Annotated in this window: 23 protein-coding genes, 1 tRNA gene and 1 pseudogene; 3 read left to right on the forward strand and 22 right to left on the reverse strand. The window is 36.9% G+C overall.

Annotated features, from left to right (window positions below; translation table 11 throughout):
• Positions 1–127 precede the first annotated feature (127 nt).
• Positions 128–367 (forward strand): annotated as a pseudogene (locus PODO_RS22230) (MBL fold metallo-hydrolase); the annotation flags it as partial.
• A gap of 215 nt (positions 368–582) precedes the next feature.
• Here PODO_RS22230 and PODO_RS31265 read toward each other — a convergent pair.
• Genes PODO_RS31265 through PODO_RS22245 form a run of 3 tightly spaced genes read right to left on the reverse strand, consistent with a single transcriptional unit; the run spans position 583 to position 1,250 of the window.
• A complete protein-coding gene (locus tag PODO_RS31265; RefSeq protein ID WP_141240374.1) occupies positions 583–759 on the reverse strand; it encodes a YolD-like family protein in 177 nt (58 codons plus the stop codon).
• A gap of 13 nt (positions 760–772) precedes the next feature.
• Positions 773–1,060 (reverse strand): LexA family transcriptional regulator, encoded by a 288-nt coding sequence (locus PODO_RS22240; protein ID WP_052097252.1) that lies wholly within the window; start codon positions 1,058–1,060, stop codon positions 773–775.
• Complete coding sequence (locus PODO_RS22245; protein ID WP_038572786.1) at positions 1,053–1,250, reverse strand: hypothetical protein; 198 nt, start codon at positions 1,248–1,250, stop codon at positions 1,053–1,055. The genes PODO_RS22240 and PODO_RS22245 overlap by 8 nt, the downstream gene beginning before the upstream one ends.
• A gap of 208 nt (positions 1,251–1,458) precedes the next feature.
• Between PODO_RS22245 and PODO_RS22250 the strand changes: the two genes are divergently transcribed.
• Positions 1,459–2,316: a discoidin domain-containing protein gene (locus PODO_RS22250; RefSeq protein WP_038572787.1), complete on the forward strand. Its 858-nt coding sequence runs from the start codon at positions 1,459–1,461 to the stop codon at positions 2,314–2,316.
• Between the two features lie 22 nt (positions 2,317–2,338).
• On the opposite strand, the gene PODO_RS30165 is transcribed toward PODO_RS22250, so the two are convergent.
• From PODO_RS30165 to PODO_RS22290, 11 genes are all read right to left on the reverse strand, one after another.
• Positions 2,339–2,614, reverse strand: a complete 276-nt coding sequence (locus tag PODO_RS30165; RefSeq protein ID WP_052097255.1) for a hypothetical protein — start codon at positions 2,612–2,614, stop codon at positions 2,339–2,341.
• 42 nt (positions 2,615–2,656) lie between these two features.
• The gene (locus tag PODO_RS22255; RefSeq protein WP_143759087.1) at positions 2,657–2,941 is read right to left on the reverse strand and encodes a M15 family metallopeptidase domain-containing protein; all 285 of its coding nucleotides are present in this window, start codon (positions 2,939–2,941) and stop codon (positions 2,657–2,659) included.
• Between the two features lie 236 nt (positions 2,942–3,177).
• Positions 3,178–3,348 (reverse strand): hypothetical protein, encoded by a 171-nt coding sequence (locus tag PODO_RS31270; RefSeq protein ID WP_143759088.1) that lies wholly within the window; start codon positions 3,346–3,348, stop codon positions 3,178–3,180.
• Between the two features lie 1,474 nt (positions 3,349–4,822).
• The gene (locus PODO_RS22260; RefSeq protein ID WP_038572788.1) at positions 4,823–6,007 is read right to left on the reverse strand and encodes a M48 family metalloprotease; all 1,185 of its coding nucleotides are present in this window, start codon (positions 6,005–6,007) and stop codon (positions 4,823–4,825) included.
• 71 nt (positions 6,008–6,078) lie between these two features.
• Positions 6,079–7,146, reverse strand: coding sequence for a hypothetical protein (locus PODO_RS22265; protein WP_052097258.1), 1,068 nt, complete (start codon positions 7,144–7,146; stop codon positions 6,079–6,081).
• A 97-nt stretch (positions 7,147–7,243) separates the two neighbouring features.
• Positions 7,244–8,827 (reverse strand): LA2681 family HEPN domain-containing protein, encoded by a 1,584-nt coding sequence (locus PODO_RS22270; RefSeq protein WP_244886376.1) that lies wholly within the window; start codon positions 8,825–8,827, stop codon positions 7,244–7,246.
• A 174-nt stretch (positions 8,828–9,001) separates the two neighbouring features.
• Positions 9,002–9,181 carry a hypothetical protein gene (locus PODO_RS32010; protein WP_244886377.1) on the reverse strand — a complete coding sequence of 60 codons (180 nt, stop codon included), beginning with the start codon at positions 9,179–9,181 and terminating at the stop codon, positions 9,002–9,004.
• Between the two features lie 303 nt (positions 9,182–9,484).
• Complete coding sequence (locus PODO_RS32015; RefSeq protein ID WP_038572789.1) at positions 9,485–9,835, reverse strand: hypothetical protein; 351 nt, start codon at positions 9,833–9,835, stop codon at positions 9,485–9,487.
• Between the two features lie 621 nt (positions 9,836–10,456).
• The gene (locus PODO_RS22285; RefSeq protein ID WP_155288170.1) at positions 10,457–10,831 is read right to left on the reverse strand and encodes a hypothetical protein; all 375 of its coding nucleotides are present in this window, start codon (positions 10,829–10,831) and stop codon (positions 10,457–10,459) included.
• A 344-nt stretch (positions 10,832–11,175) separates the two neighbouring features.
• Positions 11,176–11,262, reverse strand: a complete 87-nt coding sequence (locus tag PODO_RS32360; RefSeq protein ID WP_425311695.1) for a putative holin-like toxin — start codon at positions 11,260–11,262, stop codon at positions 11,176–11,178.
• Between the two features lie 1,087 nt (positions 11,263–12,349).
• Positions 12,350–12,559 carry a hypothetical protein gene (locus PODO_RS22290; protein WP_141240286.1) on the reverse strand — a complete coding sequence of 70 codons (210 nt, stop codon included), beginning with the start codon at positions 12,557–12,559 and terminating at the stop codon, positions 12,350–12,352.
• Positions 12,560–12,979: 420 nt separating this feature from the next.
• On the opposite strand from PODO_RS22290, the gene PODO_RS22295 reads away from it, so the two are divergent.
• Positions 12,980–13,174, forward strand: a complete 195-nt coding sequence (locus tag PODO_RS22295; RefSeq protein ID WP_038572792.1) for a hypothetical protein — start codon at positions 12,980–12,982, stop codon at positions 13,172–13,174.
• A 165-nt stretch (positions 13,175–13,339) separates the two neighbouring features.
• Here the strand turns inward: PODO_RS22295 and PODO_RS31275 are convergent.
• From PODO_RS31275 to PODO_RS22325, 8 genes are all read right to left on the reverse strand, one after another.
• Positions 13,340–13,414: transfer RNA gene (locus PODO_RS31275), tRNA-Leu, on the reverse strand.
• A gap of 140 nt (positions 13,415–13,554) precedes the next feature.
• Positions 13,555–13,860 (reverse strand): DUF2513 domain-containing protein, encoded by a 306-nt coding sequence (locus PODO_RS22300; RefSeq protein WP_342342261.1) that lies wholly within the window; start codon positions 13,858–13,860, stop codon positions 13,555–13,557.
• Positions 13,844–14,062, reverse strand: coding sequence for a helix-turn-helix domain-containing protein (locus PODO_RS22305; protein WP_038572793.1), 219 nt, complete (start codon positions 14,060–14,062; stop codon positions 13,844–13,846). The genes PODO_RS22300 and PODO_RS22305 overlap by 17 nt, the downstream gene beginning before the upstream one ends.
• Before the next feature lie 105 nt (positions 14,063–14,167).
• A complete protein-coding gene (locus PODO_RS30175) occupies positions 14,168–14,512 on the reverse strand; it encodes a helix-turn-helix domain-containing protein (protein ID WP_052097262.1) in 345 nt (114 codons plus the stop codon).
• Positions 14,513–14,545: 33 nt separating this feature from the next.
• Positions 14,546–15,244, reverse strand: coding sequence for a metallophosphoesterase family protein (locus PODO_RS22315; RefSeq protein WP_244886378.1), 699 nt, complete (start codon positions 15,242–15,244; stop codon positions 14,546–14,548).
• A gap of 44 nt (positions 15,245–15,288) precedes the next feature.
• A complete protein-coding gene (locus tag PODO_RS31280) occupies positions 15,289–15,456 on the reverse strand; it encodes a hypothetical protein (RefSeq protein WP_155288171.1) in 168 nt (55 codons plus the stop codon).
• A gap of 31 nt (positions 15,457–15,487) precedes the next feature.
• A complete protein-coding gene (locus PODO_RS22320; protein WP_038572795.1) occupies positions 15,488–15,796 on the reverse strand; it encodes a hypothetical protein in 309 nt (102 codons plus the stop codon).
• 257 nt (positions 15,797–16,053) lie between these two features.
• Positions 16,054–16,518, reverse strand: coding sequence for a hypothetical protein (locus tag PODO_RS22325; RefSeq protein ID WP_052097264.1), 465 nt, complete (start codon positions 16,516–16,518; stop codon positions 16,054–16,056).
• Positions 16,519–16,556 lie beyond the last annotated feature (38 nt).

Here is a 16,556-nt window from a genome sequence, read left to right on the forward strand (position 1 = left end):
TATAATTTGCTATCGATTGACTTAAGAATATTCCAAGTCAGTCTCCTTAACCATCAAGGGGGCACTTTATATATTTTACCATATCTTCACTCCACTAATCTGCCCGTTAGCTTAATAAGGAATAAGTGAAAATGTAGTAAAGTACCTGAAAGCCCTTGGTGTAAAGACACTTGATGCCATGGTTGCTACTCATCCTGACGCAGATCACATTGGTGGGCTAGAGGATGTTCTGAAGGCACTGGATGTGAAGGCAGTGTACGCGCCGAAATTTTCGTATACAACTGAAACTTACAAAGATTTTTTGACCGCTGTGAAGAGTGAGGGACGTACCATCAAAGTAGTGACTAAAGGCGTTATTATTAGTTTAATGGATGAGTTATTTGAGGAATAATAGTTATGCCCCGGTGAAAGCTTCCGGGGCATTTTTTATGTAGTCACCTGAATCACATCATCAATCTTAATCCAATCATAGTCATCATCCGTTTGCAGTTTAATCCGCCATAGCTGCTTGTCTATGGCCATCACAACTCCCCGAAGCTTAATATTTTGAACTGGTTCAAACTGAGTTATTGTTATCTGCTCTCAATATCGTTTTGAATATGCCAACACTTGATCAATCAATTCCCACTCCTGCGCGTCAAGCATCGGCTTTTTACGATCTCTCCACTGCTGCCCTCGCTCATCACTGAGAATCCGAGTCTTATGCTCCGGTAGCATCATCCTACTGCAATCCCAAATACTCTCCAGTTTCTTAACCATGGTGTCTGTCCTCCTAGTAATCTGTCCAGTAATCTATATGGCCACCGTCCAAGCCCCATGCAACTGATGCTGATCGATCCTCTATTCGCTCCCATCCCTCAACGACAACTGCACTCTCTGATGGTTTCCCAAACTCCCACAGAATGTAGTTATCCTCTGCCAATTCCTGAAGTCCGGCATGGATCTTTACTGGTGTCCGCCCACTCTTTGTCTCCAGTACCTCAAGTGTAGGCATATAACCGTGATGCACCGAGCAATGCCGCATGATCATCAGCAGCTTACGGGCCGTGTCGCTAAGCATAGCTTTTTTCTAATATAGCCTGCCAAGCGAGGATATTGGACGTTAGGAATACGCGGGGCGCTCCTGTATTCTTGCAGGTGGCCCGGATACGACCGTTTCGAATACCATTGATCTCAATTTTACGCTGAGAAATCTTGCCGACTTGATCTAAGTAAACAATTTCAACGATTTGACCAATCTGCATTTGCATGTTGATAGCCTCCCAAAATAAGAACGTTTGTTTGTATTATAACCAAACATGCGTTCGTTAATCAACGGAAACCCCATCACTAAATGTCATTATTATGAATTAATAATTATAATATTCTTTTAATTACATATTTAAGAAATTTTGTTTAGACTGTTCTTGTTGCATTTATGTATCTTTGATTCCTATAAACATACTAAAGGAGATACATATGAAAAAGAAAATTTACGTACCTATCATTTTATCCTTACTTCTGCTATTTAGTTTTGTTTCTATTACTAAAGCAAATACCACAACAGTATCAAGTTTAATTCCGGTAATGACATCTAATACTTCTCCATCTGGAGTGGTAAGTGCAAGTAGCGAATGGGGTATTGACCATCAAGCATTCAACGCATTTAACAATAACAACAACGACTATGGATGGGCTTCTAAAGAAGGTGTGCCATATGGATGGATAGCTTATGAATTTGAAAGTCCACAAATTGTTAACTCTTACTCTCTAACAGGTCGTGGCAAAAACGAGAATGTAGCTAAAGAATCACCTAAAAATTGGACTTTCGAAGGATGGGATGGGGAAAACTGGGTTATTCTTGACACTCAAAACAACATTACTGGTTGGACTACATCAGTGAACAAAGTATTCGCGTTTAATAATGAAAAAGAGTATAAAAAATACAAATTAAATATATCAGAAAATAATGGATACTCTTATTTTGTTACTATTGGTGAAATAAAAATGAACTACACTCCTGCTCCAGAACCAACTGCCACACCAACACCAGAACCAACTGTTACGCCTGTTCCAACTCCATCTGCTACTCCGGAAGTTCCAACAGGTGACAGAGCAATTTTGACAGTAACTCTAACCACTGGGTTAGAAAAAGAATTTGATCTACCAATGTCAGAAGTTACTACATTCCTAAATTGGTACGACAGTGTTTCGGGATCTGCTAAGTATGGAATAGATAAGCACGAGAACAACAAAGGCCCTTTCAGCAAACGTACAGAATATGTTGTACACGATAAGATACTTACCTTTGAAGTTAGTGAATACACAATTGAATAAATAAAAGCACCCCGCTGACCTATTAAGGTTGACGGGGTGTTCTTATCACTGCTCTAAATTCAAATCGCACTCGCACCAAATGGGCACGAGCAAGCTTTATTGAGTCTGGTGTATATCCCTCTACGATTCCGTCGTAATCCATCTTGGTACCATAAAGATACCATAAATCAAACCAACACTGCCATAAGAAACTCCCCGCTTCCTTGTACCGCTCTATATTAGTCAAATCTTTAGCCATTTCCGTTTCAGTCGGCTTAGTACCCGCACGTAGTTGTGAGGTTGTCAGTCCAGAAGTCATTTGAAAATGCTATGCATCCTTATTAAGGAAAAAAACACCGCCTCAGTTGAAGCCAAAAGATTTTGCCTCTTGAACTACCTCCGTCCAATCAGCCACTTTACCACCGTCGCCGTCACGTTTTATATCCCAAGATACTTGTTTCCCATCGGGTAATAACACTGCAAGGTCGATAGCTAGTCCAAAGTCATAATAACTAGTTCCACCCTTTGCATTGATAACACTAAAGCTGAGTTTAATGCTTCCTAGTGCATTTAGAGCGACTTGCTCAGCAATAGTTCGAAATAGTTGAGTGAAACGGATAGGCATTCCGAGTGTAACAGCGTTCAATTAAAACTGTGATAGCTAAAATAACGGGATGGAAACCAATAAATCTCGTAGATGATTTACTCTTTACTCGATCCAGTGTCAGAGACATTAATCATCGTTCCCTTTCTGCTGGTAGCGCGTTATCCAACTCACTACCTCCCCACTTGAGCACTACATCCAAGAGAGGTAATGGAAGTGAATCTCCCCACACTGTCCGAATTGAGTTAGGACTCATGCTTTGTAAAACATGAAATAGGTTACTGATGGACAGTGCTCCAAACCTCAGGCAGTCCAAACACCATGTTCAAAAGATGTCCATCGGCCGGAAGCAGTAACATAAAAAATGTTCGGGAGACTCCATCAATTCCGTATTTACTAGCATGGGTGTTGTCTTTCTTGCCTGCTCTAATACCTGATAACCAATCCATGATAATAAAAGCGCGACCATGATGGTTACGACATCGTCCGCCTCCCCATATTAATAATCATATGTCGGAATAAGTACTGCACCTACTGTTGACGTAGCGATTTGTGATTTAGTCATTATAATTCGCCCCTTTCTATTGTTTTTCCGGATTAACTACTACTTCTAAATTTGAATCTTCTTTTGGTTGCAACGCAGCTAATATTTCACCGACTCTAAGATCAACTTGCTGCAATATCTCAAGTTGTGGCCCGGGGTAAAATTCTTATACTGTTATAATCGCTTCAACTAACACTTCAACTTGTCTCGTCAGAAGAAGTGCTAATTCAAGTTTTTTATAAATATCAGCCCTGTTCCTCCTTCCAGACAAAAGTAAAAGCCCCCAAAATATTGGATTGGATTTCTTATAAATTGAACTTATCTAGAAATATTCGTAATCACTGCGGATTTGATGACCACCGTTAACTCCAGGGCATTTAAGGAGGATACAGTGAAATAATGTAGAATTCTGGTAATGGAAAGAAGAGGATATTATTAAGCCAAAGAAGGAGGAAGAAAAGCAATGGAACTCATTAATGGATCTGTCGATAAGGTATCGGCAAGGAATTTCCCTAAAACATCCGGCGACATCAACAGAACTTCATCTCAGGATGCCACCAAGAGTGATACGTAAGGAGAACAATAACATGTGTAATAAACAAGCAGCTAATAGTCAGCCTTTATTTGAGCATCTTTAATTTGCTTTGAATCAAATATTTTTACATAAATGCCCGACTTTGTGTCATGAAAAATCTTGTATACTGAGATATCGTGTCTTCTTTCTCATTTACTTCTCCAATTCCACAATCCGCATATCGACATCAGATAGCTGCTGCTGGAGAACGGTGAGATCGGACTTATGCTTTAATAGAATTGCCTCATACTGTTCAAGTACTGCTTTTGCTGTTTCACCAGCGCCTCTATTATTTTTGAGAATTTCTGCTGACTTGATACAAATTCATTTGTAACTCGTATGCTTGCCCAGATAAAAGATGGAGAACTTAGATATGTGTAAATCAGTGTCCATTCTGACAAACAAAGAGTAACGCTATTGAAAGCTTTACCTGGGGTTCTAATATAGGGACAAAGTTCTTATCAAGTGCTTCTAATTTGTCCAATATTATCATCCTTTGTTAAGGAATTTTTTCCGAAACCAATAAAAAACAAAAAAACCTTGATTTCTCAAGGTTTTCACTGTGATGCCGAGGACGGGGGTCGAACCCGTACGGTACTCACGCACCGCAGGATTTTAAGTCCTGAAACGGTCTTCGTAGACCCTTTTCTACGCTACGGGAAGATTGAGCATAAAGCCTTTAACCATAAGGGTTATGGGTGCTTTTTTTCGTTCTATACTCTCTGCGTTCAGAGATTTGGATATGCAGCCATGTTAGCAAAAATGTTAGCAAAATGAAGGGGAGCAGCATACTTAACTAACTCAATTAAGAACCGCTCCATCCCTTACCTATTATAGCCCACTTAATTGTTTGAGAGAAATGTTTAAAATAATCTCTGTAAGACCATTCTGTATAATCTTGTATCATTTTTATACGGTATTCAATACTTGGGTGGGAATGCCAACTATTATATCTTGAATAATATTTTTGAAACCACAAAATATTTGAGTTTTCAGCCGCTTCTTCAACCTTTAACCTCTCTAACAACTTAAGCATACCCTCTCTCATGTTGCCTGATAGCTTACAACTTTTTCTATCTGCACGTAATTCTCTGATCTGAAACCAATATCCATGTTTGCTGCAAAGAAAATACAAAAAAATAATGATAATCGCGATTAGTAAAAGAGGGAGAGCAATTATTAAAACTAATGCAAATAACGGAATAAGCTTGCGAAAAAGATCAATTAAAGAAGCATAAAGCATAGTTCCAAATAAGAATCCATAGATTGTTCCTAAAGAAAATAGCGAATTGTTAGAACGATAATCCTTATTACGAATATGCATTAGTTCATGAGCTATCAATGCACGAAGCTCATCAAATGATAATTTTTCAGACGAATATGATGAGATGAGTACAAAGGACAACCCTTTTCTAAATCGTGGTTTTAGTATAGCGTATCCTCCTGTATTATCACTGGGATATACGCAAAGAATTACATTTGAAACACCAATTTCTTTCCTTAGTTCATTTAATATCTGCACAGCTCTATCATCTTGTTCGCTCGGAAGAAAACGCTTAAAATTCTTTAACCACGCTTTATAAAGAAACATTTTTTCATAAACTTGTTGAAGATACTTTAAGAAGCTTACTAAAGATTTTCTCCAAAACTGTTCTACACTTGTTTTTTCAATTGTTTTTATCTCCTGTTCCCTTAAAACCACTTTTTCAAACTCATCTGTTGTCTGGACCCAAGAATCAGACCATTTAAAGCCCACGGCGAAGGAAGCGATTATTATCAGTGCATGCTGAACCCAGCCATATTGAGACTGAAAAATAAAGAATAGTATGACAGCAGGTGATAACTGAAGCCAAACTAATAAAACAATTCCTAACCAATCAATTATCTTATCTTGTTTTTTCCTATTATTAATTCCAATTAAAAAATGAACTAGACGACCGATTCCCGAAAAATTACCTATTAAAAAGCTAATGGAATATAGTAATCCCATGTATTCCTCCTACAAATCCTTAGATTTGACATAATCAAGGATAAAGACAATGAACTCTATGCAGAACCTTATTATTGGTTATCTTGATAATTTAAATGCCCTTTATCAGCTACAATTTCCATTAACCTATGTTTTTCTTGTTCAATTAGTTGGCGCAAGTATATTTTTGGGTCTGCGCCGAAGTCCGGTATTATCCTGTTTCTTTGATTGAAATTTACTACTTCGAATATTTTCTGGGAATCACTCTTGGAAAATACGGCTTCAATCAGCGTACCTACGCCACCACTAGTATACGTATTTATAAATATTCTTTTTAGTAGAATATCATTAGTTGCGAACATAAAAATCTCATCCATAGTTTTTTCGTAATAATGAAAGCTGCTCCAATTCGATAAATAATTTAGATCCCACGCTTGATTTCTGCAACCGACAAGTATTTTTTCTATGTCATTACTTCCTGAATTTTTAGGTGCTTTGATTCCAGATTGACTTGTAAACAACATTGCTGTATAAACCAAGGTGCTCTCACAAATTAACAAATATTTATAATTCCACATTAAAAAATCCAACATCTTTTCAACCGGCGATAGTTCTCGTCGTCTACATAAATATACTACATGAAGCATTTCTGCAATGTGCATTAGTAGGTGATCATCATCTTCATTATATTCAATTTCTGTAATAAAAGGTTCCGTTGGCAGTGGACACACAGGAATACTATCTATAGCCCCTTCGGCCAAACGCAGCCACATCATACTAGGGTAATAATCAAAAATATTGTTGAATTCTCGAAGTTCCCTTTTGGGTTCAATTATGTCATTTATTTTAGTAGCATACTCCTTCAATGCTAGCCCTGGACTTGCAGGGTAATTATTCATAATCATCCATGTCATTAATAATGCAATTCTTCGCATCTCTTGTTCATCTTTTAGATAACCATCACGAGTAAGCTTTAGTAAACTACTTAAGAGGTTTCTGTCAAGCATAACAGAGACTTTTTTTGTAGTTTTTAAACCTAATAACTCCTTGTGATCTATTTTCCCTTCACGAGAATACTTCGGATGAAATATTAGTTGTAATTCGCATAACGTTTCCCAAATGAAACTGTACTCTTCATCATCCATTACTAAAAAGCTCATAGCTATCACCCTAGTCCTTAGAAATACAATTACGGTATTATGTGATTACCTTTAAAAGAAACGCCCCAGCAGCATTCATGTTCGATATTTTTTAATGCTAAAATATCTGCTTCCATGTATCTTCAAACTTATCTAAATACATAGGTGCTACCAATCCGTTTACATCTCTTTGCTCATTTCTTAGCTGTTCCTCTCGATGAACAGCTAAGACTAAAAGTATAATTGCTTCCCTTGAATACCGTAACAATTGCATACAAGTACTTTTGAAAACATCAATTTTTATAGATTTAGCCAATGTATCACTTAATGCTGGTTCTTCATGAGGAATAAATAGAGAATCATGTAATTTAAAATAACGATGTTCGAGTGAATGCCTTATATCTGCAATCTGCTTGATAGCAGGTTCTAGGTAATCGTGTTTAATCTCTTTCTTTCCTATATCTTTAAACAGCCAATATAATCCTATAAGCGGAAGGTTATACGTATCTGCTCCTGTCATTGCTTTCTTCAAATCAAAATTATACTCATATCCGCCTTTTCCACCTTTTCTTCCTTCCCATATACTTTTATAAGATACATCTCGCTCCTTAATTCCAAGTTCAAAATAGTCGTTAATGAAAAATGCTATACGGTCGAATAAGGAATATAAACTCCTGAATGCACACTTAACCATCTCAATACTTAATCCGTATATAGGAAAGTCAAGCGTATTGTACATAAGAACCTCTTTGTCTGAGTAATGTTCCCCCCGGTTATGTAACCCATCATAAATCATAAACCTAGCGGAAACATATTCTTGCTTCAACTGATTGACCAGTCCATGAAATTTGAAGCCTACATGAATATCTGTAACAATGTCGGGAAGATGAATACAATCATGCGCAACCAATGGGTAGTAAAAAGCATCATTAAGCGTGTTTAGAAACAATGTGTTCTCTAAACACCACATTCTATAATTCTTCTCTTCACTTGTCTCCCCCATAGACATGTCTTCAAAACTATATGGTTCCTCTAATAAATCTTCAGAAAAGCACCTCTCTAGCCATTCTTTTTGTCTTAAAAAACTGTGCCTCGCATCTTCATGTAAATCCCCTTCTAACGCCTCTAATAATAATTGGTAAGCCTCGTTAAAAAAGATATGACCATGCCCAATGTCATAGTCATATTGTCCATAAGTGATCAATTTAGCTGCCATATTTCCTACTGCCATCGAAAAGTGACTAGAAACTCCATACTGTAATTGCGAAATAGATTGTAATAATCTACCACACTGATTTAGATCATTTGCATAATTAACATATAGCATTTGCAAATAGTTCGAATAATATTGTTTTTCTACAGCATCAGCCTTATTCCATGAATCATTATTTTCTCTAAAAGTTCTAAAAAACTCTAGGCTTTTTCTGTATAAATATATACAGAACTCAAAGTCAGATTCATTATTACTTTCTTCAGAATATTGCATTACATCATTATGAACTAATGAAATATAATTAGCATAAGAAGTTGCACCATGATACCCCAAAATTGCTTTATCTAATTCAGAAAAATCAGAGGAGTTGAATTTCTCAAGAATATCTTCCGCTATGCTTTTTAAAGTTTGAGTATCTTGTTGATCAAAAGCTTGATCTGCAAACTGTGCAATTATATCAACATCTTTATTTATAGGAATCTTATTCACCCCTTAATAAATGTATTTGGTTATTAGCAATTCAAGTTTTGAAAAAGCTCACCCATTTATCCATTTAACAGCATACTTTCGCTTACAAACGGCTCTGACTCAATATTAAATTTAGCAACTTTCTTTTGTAATAAGTCAATTAGAGAAATATTCCGAGTTAAAACCATTCTCAAATCATAACCATCCAATAATAAAAATTGATTTGTCCGGGTGTTGCTTCATTAAAGGAAATACATGTGGAGACCATCCACCAATTGAAAGAAACAATCCCATAGTTTGTTTGCCTGAGCGAGCAACCTTTCCGTATAATGAATCTAATTGTTTCATATCAGTTAACTGACTTGTCCATTTCATTTCCACGAGGTAATGTCATCCATCCAGTTTAAATGCTCCGTCGATTTGTTCTCCTCCTTCATTACGTCGAAAGCTTTGCATTAGCGCAATGTCATATACATTAAAGAGCATATTCATTAATTGTTCTAACATTAAACCTCACTTTTGAGGATTATCTTTCATCATAACAAGTTCGTCATACATCATTAACAGAAGTTTTGATTGATTATTGATTTCATGTTCCATTTCCAAAGTTGCTCCTCGTCTTTCTTCCTCCAATCTCTTTCTTTCCTTTTCTTCTCTTAGAATTTGCTTCTCTTTTTCTTACATTATCTCTATTATATTCAGAACTTCTCTCGCTTTCTGAACAGTAGCTCTTGCAAGCATTTCATTATCAGTTAAATGAAATTGATTCCAGTTAGCTGCAATTTTTATAATTGAATTAATATTGTTCTTGTATTCTAGTTTCTTTTCCAGTTCCTGAACTATTATGCTCCCCATATCTCGTTTAGTGAGTGGTTTCCCATCTACACTACGTTTTTTCATAAGACCCGCAAAGAACTTTTCACTTATTCCAGCTGGTCTAAGTATAAGTTCGTACATTTGAGTCTTTTTGTATACTAAACATGCGATTATATCTATAATAAGCCTTTTAATATCAGTATTTGCATGCATAACCATTACTCCTATTCGGAACTGGAATCAAAAAAAATACAATCAGTTGAGAAATGATAATAATCATAAGGGACGCAGATTAAGATGATATATGAACTGAAGAAACGGGAAATACTAGTATATATGAAAGATATCTAGTTGTGGACAGAAGCTACCAAATTGCAGATGTCTTAGAAGATCTCTTGAATTGATTGATCGCAACTGAATTAGGGGGTAAAATAGAGATTCCTTACCACTTATATGAATTGCAAGAGAATTTTCATTCCCCTTTGATTTGACCTCTAAAATAAAGTCCTATGTGTTCTAAAAATTCAAGGTATTTGAATCTTATTCTCTCATTTCTGTTTATAATTTCATATATTTCATTTAGTTGAATATCAGTAACTTCGCTATTTCTAACTGTAGTAAACTTTCCTTTCCATTCCTGAATTCAGCAAACTCTTCGATCAATATTTGTAATTGAATATAATGATTTTCTTCGATATTAAGCCTACTTTTTTCGATTTCTTTTTTCGTAACAATAAGTTGTTTTACGTATTAATTAAACCTTCTTGCACCTGCACTATTCCAGAGATCATCCGCTTTAACTTTCAGATCAATCAAGGTTCCCCATAAAGTATTTTAAAGTTTAAATTGATGTTCAGAATATCTAAAAGCATGGGCTTTTTGCTTCTCTATTTCTGCTCTATGTATATCGAGTTCTTTTTGATAATTAGCTTTCGTTTGTTCAAGTTTCATTTGTATTTCACCCTTAGTTTTCTCAACTTCCTTTAATAACACTTCTTGAAGGCTCGCTTTTTCCTTTTCTATTTGAGACAGCATTTTAGTTGCTAATTCTGCTTTTTCTTGTTCAATTTTCTTTTCAGTCTTCCGCTTAGTGAAGTAATTCATAAGTCCAGTAATGATTGCTGCTACAACAATTGGTGAAGTAAACATAATAATTAAGGTTTTAACTATTTTTTGAGTAGTCAATAGATCGTTAAATGTATTCAACATACAACCCCCGTAAAAATCTTCATACTTTTATTGTATATACCATTTGATAAAATTACCATAATGCTTTTTCCCGCCTTTTACTATACGAACTTATATTAATCTCTGAAACAGGATAAAATTTTAGACTGCCTGCTTTTAGTCGAGGGTTACAGCGTCTATCCCACGTGCTTCCGCTGTTGTGTCCGAAATCTCGCAAGACTAGCGGAGATCAAGAAAAAGCGCCAGTCCACGGCTTTAATCCGTTTCTTGGCGCCTCTGTTGTGTCTTACGTGGAATAGGCGTACAATAGCGTTGAATAAGTTCAGCGGAGTGATAACTGTTATCTTGGAGGATGGCCGGTTATTTTAGATCCGCTTTTTTCTGTCTAGAATTGCGATTACTAACGATCCAAACGCCAGCATCAGCGTTAACGATTCGTACACTGTCATCATTAAGAGCACCTCCTTATGGCAGTAATTTATCCTTAGCTCTTTTATTATAGCTACTCCGCATCCAACTAGTAAAATCTCCTAAAACGTTAAATATTCGGATTTCGAAATTTATCAACCGAAAACTATCCCTTCTCATCCGTATACAGCTTGTTAACAGCAAGTAAGATTAGACTATGAATTGTATACATTAAAGAATGCCTGTTAACAATTCAAACTTTCAGGGATAAGAAACGCCTATTACATTCCTCTCTTTTTTTGTATTTTCATCACTAATTCATATTGAGCACAGTCATAAGCATATTTTTCCATAATTCTGTTAACTAACGTATACGTCGAATAAGATGTGATAATAACTATCTGAAATAGACAAACTCTTACAACCTCAATTAAACACACGATTACTCCCAATAGCTAAGCTTGCGCGGAAATCACGTTGTGTTTTCGTCCTCTCACTCGTCGTCATCCTTTGACACCTCCGATTATATATTTGATGATCGCGCAGTGCACCCGCCAAATTCAGCGATTTTGCTTGATTGTTCATGTGCAAAAATTGGTAATTATCCGTTGTAACATAGAGAATTCTAAGTAATCCTAGATAACCATAGTACACGGTAGTACAGAGCGTTTTCCAGCAGGTTGAACACGCGAACTCCCTATATCTCTCTCATACCCCTCCATTCTTACGTTTTCTTTTAACCCGCCTTATTCCGGAACTTCTCCATATAGAACACCGCGACCTGCTCGCGCCAGCTCAGCGTCTGATAGCGTGGGTTATAGTACAGCTACAGATTAAACTCGTGGATTTCTTCGTTTGTCACCTCCACTCCGACTGTCACCTCCGATTATATTAATAACGCTGTAGATTCGTAAAACGTCAAATTCGGCGATTAACCTTTTTCAGTCGTGAAAAGCTCAAGTTACAAAATGATAAGTTAAGATAAGCTATTAAAGCCCATTTTATCTTTTTCAGTAAAAAAGTATTGTATACGATACAGTATGATAAACTGTGTAAACCGCTGTAAAACGGCGTAATTTCTAACGATCCTATATTTCCTCCCGCATACTCCGCCGTTCTTACGTTTTCATTTCAGCTCCAGACGACACTCCGCACACTAATCGTGTCAGAGTACGGCCGCTCGATCACGAGTACATACCGTGCCGGCACAGACAATATGCCTGTCATTAAGCTTACAGCGAATACGGCCAACGCGCTCCTAGTGTTATCCGCTTCGAGAATGTAAAAGAGCGTAAACACCACCGTAATCCTAGAGATCACCGCGACGGCCCACGTAATCACCTGCGCGTATAAATACCAGTTCAATTACGCTGCCACCTCGTATAATCCATTTCTGCGTGGGTACAGCCGGTAAGCCGTCACGTCGGCCCATCGATAACGGCGCGCCCACCACAGTAAGCACTCCGCTATGAACATATCATCTACGTCATCAAACGGCCGTCCGGTCGTGTGCAAACGCCAGTGAACAGGCTTATAAACGAAGAAAAGCCGGTCGGCCTGTTTAGCTTCCCAGCTTGATTCCACTATGTCGTACGCTTAATTTTACGATCTTTCCCGAGCTTTCCAACGACATCGTTAATAGGCGAATATTTATCGTGCTGTTCTTTAACGGACCTATACGCACATCGACATGGAGACGAAAAAGGATACTGCTCAAAAGATCAACGATCTATTTTCCAAAAATACAAAGGAAGCAGCTCAATGAAGTACAAAGCCTGGAGAGCTTTAGATAATGAGACGATCAGTTCTGCGCTGCTGGACATAGCCAGACTCCATGTAAAGCTTGCTTTGGAGTACAGCGGCAAGAATACTTTATCTTGCCGTAAAGAAGTCATTAGAGCAGAAATCCTGCGACTGAGAATGGAGCGGGACAGAATTCTCGAACGCAAAGTATAAGCTAAAACTATTCATCACGAAGTCGGTTCAAGCATCATTCTCAGCGCATCGGAAACCTCGAATCCACACGAAAACGAGGCACCGTTAGCAAAATGTTAGCAAACCATCTTAAAAACAAACAAGGGTTCCAGCTCTAATGAGCTGAAACCCTTGTTGTTCTAGTGCCGAGGACGGGGGTCGAACTCGTACGGTACTCACGTACCGCAGGATTTTAAGTCCTGTGCGTCTGCCTGTTCCGCCAAAGCGTTGATAACACTGGGTTTTTCAGTGATTGTCGTTTCTAGCCACACAGGACTCATGTCATGAAATATAAACTTATTTTAGGAGATTCTGTGTGTTCATACTAAGATACTCTATTACCTATAGCTCGTCAATCATAGTTATCCTAATAAAGTTCTCTTAGCAATCTCTACCAGTAAAGTTTTTGTCAATTCAAAAGGTAAACTCAGAAAGTCCATTCCCTTTTTCTTTGCAATTTCTTTAGCTTCGTTAAAAACAACTTCGTTTCTGGCAGCATCTAGAAAATCATGCCCTTCCCACGTCATGCTTCTTACAATAAACTCATAAGGATTGTATCCTCCTTTGGCTTCAACATAACCAGCATCCTTCAGGAGTTTCACTTGATACTGTACCATTTCACGTTGTTCTTCGGTGTCATATCCTTCAATTTCAACAACAATGTGGATTTTTTAGATCCAATATCCAGTCAGCAGATACTTCATACAAGTTACATAGTGCGCGTAAAGTATCAAAGTCTGGTTGGCTGATCCCGTTTTCATAATTGCTTATCGTCTTATTGTTTACATTAATGCGTTTCATAACTTGCTCTTGAGTTAACTTACTTTTCTTTCGAGCTTCCATTAGGCGCTTACCATATTCATCAGACATTGTGCGCCTCCTCTTTTCGAGATCCATCATTGTTGGGTTCCGCTGTTATATAATTCTCAACTATAACTCGTAACACACTCAATAACCTTTTTTCATCTGTATTAGTTAATTACGCCTATTATATGAAAGAGCCGTTGAACCACTTAATAAATCGGTTAAATCAACTACTGGATATTCACCATCAAAGACTGATTGTCTGATTCCGTGATCCTTTACTTTGTCGTTGTTTCTTTTTATTTTTGTCCTGCCAAGAATCCAATCAGCAGATACATTGTATATGTCGCAAAGATAATTCAATGTATCAAAGTCAGGCTGATTTCTTCCAGATTCATATCCAATCAAAGTTTTATTGTGAATTCTGTTTTTTGTAAGATTCATAACATCTAGCTGTGTAAGTTCAAGATTTTCCTTGCCAGTTTTAATCGTTCTGCGAATGACAGTCCCATACACTATTCCTCCTTATGAAATGCCACTTTCATCCTACTAAATTCTAATGATATCGCTATATAATAATCTCTGACTATCTGGCAGCTCAGAATCATAATGAAAATGTCCAAAGAACCACTTTTGATATTCCACTTTAAACTTAATCTCATTGAAATATTTATGCATCTGATCTATTTCCATATGGACTCCGTAACGTTGAGAAATCCATTCTAAAGCATCGTAGGAACAGGTATGTGTTAATACATAATCAACAACCCAATAGTTCATATTGAGACTCTCAAGCCCTTCTTTGTACTCATCTTCGCTTGGCATCTCACGTTCCCACCATGATTTATCTGGCTTGCGATACTCCTTATCATGAGAGGCAGCTCCTCCAAAAGTGAAAAACTTCTTATCTTCTATCTCAAATACTTGACCTCTCATTAAATGAATAATACTTGGTGTAATATGATGAACCTTGCCACCATTCCATTCGCTTATTGGGTATTCTTCGAGTAAATTAAAATTTTCATGATTTCCATCAATGAATAATGTTGTCCATGGCTTGTTGGTTAGCCACTTTAACCAAAATAAATCTTCCTTGTCATTAGCCCATAATAGGCCGAAATCTCCAACTATAATTACATAGTCTTGTTTGGTTAATTTCTTGCCTTGGGGAAAGTTCTTGGTACTAAAGCGACTACCAACGCTTATTGAGCCGTGAATATCTCCTGTTATATAGATCAGACGTATCAACTACCTTTTAGTCAAAGTCATATTTTATTCAGAATCAGTCTTCATTACAACTCTCTCTTACCATTGATTAGGCATGACCTACAGTGTGAGATTATTTTTGAATCATTAACCAATACTTTCTTCTCATTCATTTCCTTTTCGGTATATTCATCATCCGTTTCTCTTTCTTTTTCACAAACAGGGCATACAATAATCCACTTTCTCTTTTCCATTTTCATTCACTCCTAATGATCTTGATAAACTTCACATTTCATTAACTGTTTTAGTGATTCGTTGTGCTGCAAATCCCTCATATTTAGGCTCATACAAGCAGTGCATTATTGATTCTATTAGATTAAGTGCAAATATACCAAGAGACTCATTGATCTCAATATCTATTCTATCTACATTTCTTTTGATCCAATCTCCCACTGCATCATCAGTTAATTCATAGTTTTGCATTATTGGGTCACACAATATAGATTTCGCCAAATTACTTCCAGTTCGTGATGGATGATAGTGATGACTAAAAAATCTCGGCTTACTATTGCTTCCAGCCTTATCTATCTTCAAAAACTCCCCCTAATATTGAAAAGTATAAACATATGCATTCCCTTCAACAAAAGAGAGTCGGTGTGGGTTACCCCTATTTATAATTTTTATGTCTGCTTCAGTTGGATAAATGTTGACATCATTCAATATCTTTTAGAGTAGAGGTTTAATGTCACTCAAGTCATTATTCATTTAGTATCCACCATTCTTCGATATATTAAATTAATGCTATTTCATTTATAATAAAAGATTGGTTTATCATCTTTTGTCTCGAACTATCATTCTGAATAATATTTGCCCAATACTCTCTTCTCGTATTCTTTTTTGGGAAGTCGTGTTAAAAATGATTTGGTTTCATTTTTTGATCTTTCCCAATCATGTTTCAACAGAATGCCAACACTATCTCTCAGATCTTCTAAGGTTGTCATGCTATCATCGCCACTCTCTATGGCCTTTAATAATTCAATAATATGTAAATCAAGGGTATTCTCCTTTTCTTGGAGAGGATTCAGATTTAGTATTAGCAAAGTTGTTAATTTCTTCAGTGTGGGACGCTCATCCCCCTCATACTTCCCAGAATATAGCACCGACACCGTTTCTTTAATTTCCTTTCTCCAGGCTGCCCTTTCTTCGGTTATATATTTAAGAGACATGGTTTTGTTATTGTTTGACCTTGATACAATGGCCGAAATAATGGCAGCAATAACTACAGGTGCAATAAAGGCAGTAATAAGCGTATCCATTTAATCACCACTCCTTTCCTTTGGCGTTTTATTCTAGT

The organism is Paenibacillus odorifer (assembly GCF_000758725.1).
Lineage (GTDB): Bacteria > Bacillota > Bacilli > Paenibacillales > Paenibacillaceae > Paenibacillus_AQ > Paenibacillus_AQ odorifer.

Coding starts and splice junctions, on each gene's coding strand:
- PODO_RS31265 (WP_141240374.1), bottom strand. CDS start 759: ATGGTTAAGAAACTGGAGAGTATTTGGGATTGCAGTAGGATGATGCTA.
- PODO_RS22240 (WP_052097252.1), bottom strand. CDS start 1,060: ATGCTTAGCGACACGGCCCGTAAGCTGCTGATGATCATGCGGCATTGC.
- PODO_RS22245 (WP_038572786.1), bottom strand. CDS start 1,250: ATGCAAATGCAGATTGGTCAAATCGTTGAAATTGTTTACTTAGATCAA.
- PODO_RS22250 (WP_038572787.1), top strand. CDS start 1,459: ATGAAAAAGAAAATTTACGTACCTATCATTTTATCCTTACTTCTGCTA.
- PODO_RS30165 (WP_052097255.1), bottom strand. CDS start 2,614: ATGACTTCTGGACTGACAACCTCACAACTACGTGCGGGTACTAAGCCG.
- PODO_RS31270 (WP_143759088.1), bottom strand. CDS start 3,348: ATGGATTGGTTATCAGGTATTAGAGCAGGCAAGAAAGACAACACCCAT.
- PODO_RS22260 (WP_038572788.1), bottom strand. CDS start 6,007: ATGGGATTACTATATTCCATTAGCTTTTTAATAGGTAATTTTTCGGGA.
- PODO_RS22265 (WP_052097258.1), bottom strand. CDS start 7,146: ATGAGCTTTTTAGTAATGGATGATGAAGAGTACAGTTTCATTTGGGAA.
- PODO_RS32010 (WP_244886377.1), bottom strand. CDS start 9,181: ATGAAATGGACAAGTCAGTTAACTGATATGAAACAATTAGATTCATTA.
- PODO_RS32015 (WP_038572789.1), bottom strand. CDS start 9,835: ATGCATGCAAATACTGATATTAAAAGGCTTATTATAGATATAATCGCA.
- PODO_RS22285 (WP_155288170.1), bottom strand. CDS start 10,831: ATGTTGAATACATTTAACGATCTATTGACTACTCAAAAAATAGTTAAA.
- PODO_RS32360 (WP_425311695.1), bottom strand. CDS start 11,262: ATGATGACAGTGTACGAATCGTTAACGCTGATGCTGGCGTTTGGATCG.
- PODO_RS22295 (WP_038572792.1), top strand. CDS start 12,980: ATGAAGTACAAAGCCTGGAGAGCTTTAGATAATGAGACGATCAGTTCT.
- PODO_RS22305 (WP_038572793.1), bottom strand. CDS start 14,062: ATGTCTGATGAATATGGTAAGCGCCTAATGGAAGCTCGAAAGAAAAGT.
- PODO_RS31280 (WP_155288171.1), bottom strand. CDS start 15,456: ATGGAAAAGAGAAAGTGGATTATTGTATGCCCTGTTTGTGAAAAAGAA.
- PODO_RS22325 (WP_052097264.1), bottom strand. CDS start 16,518: ATGGATACGCTTATTACTGCCTTTATTGCACCTGTAGTTATTGCTGCC.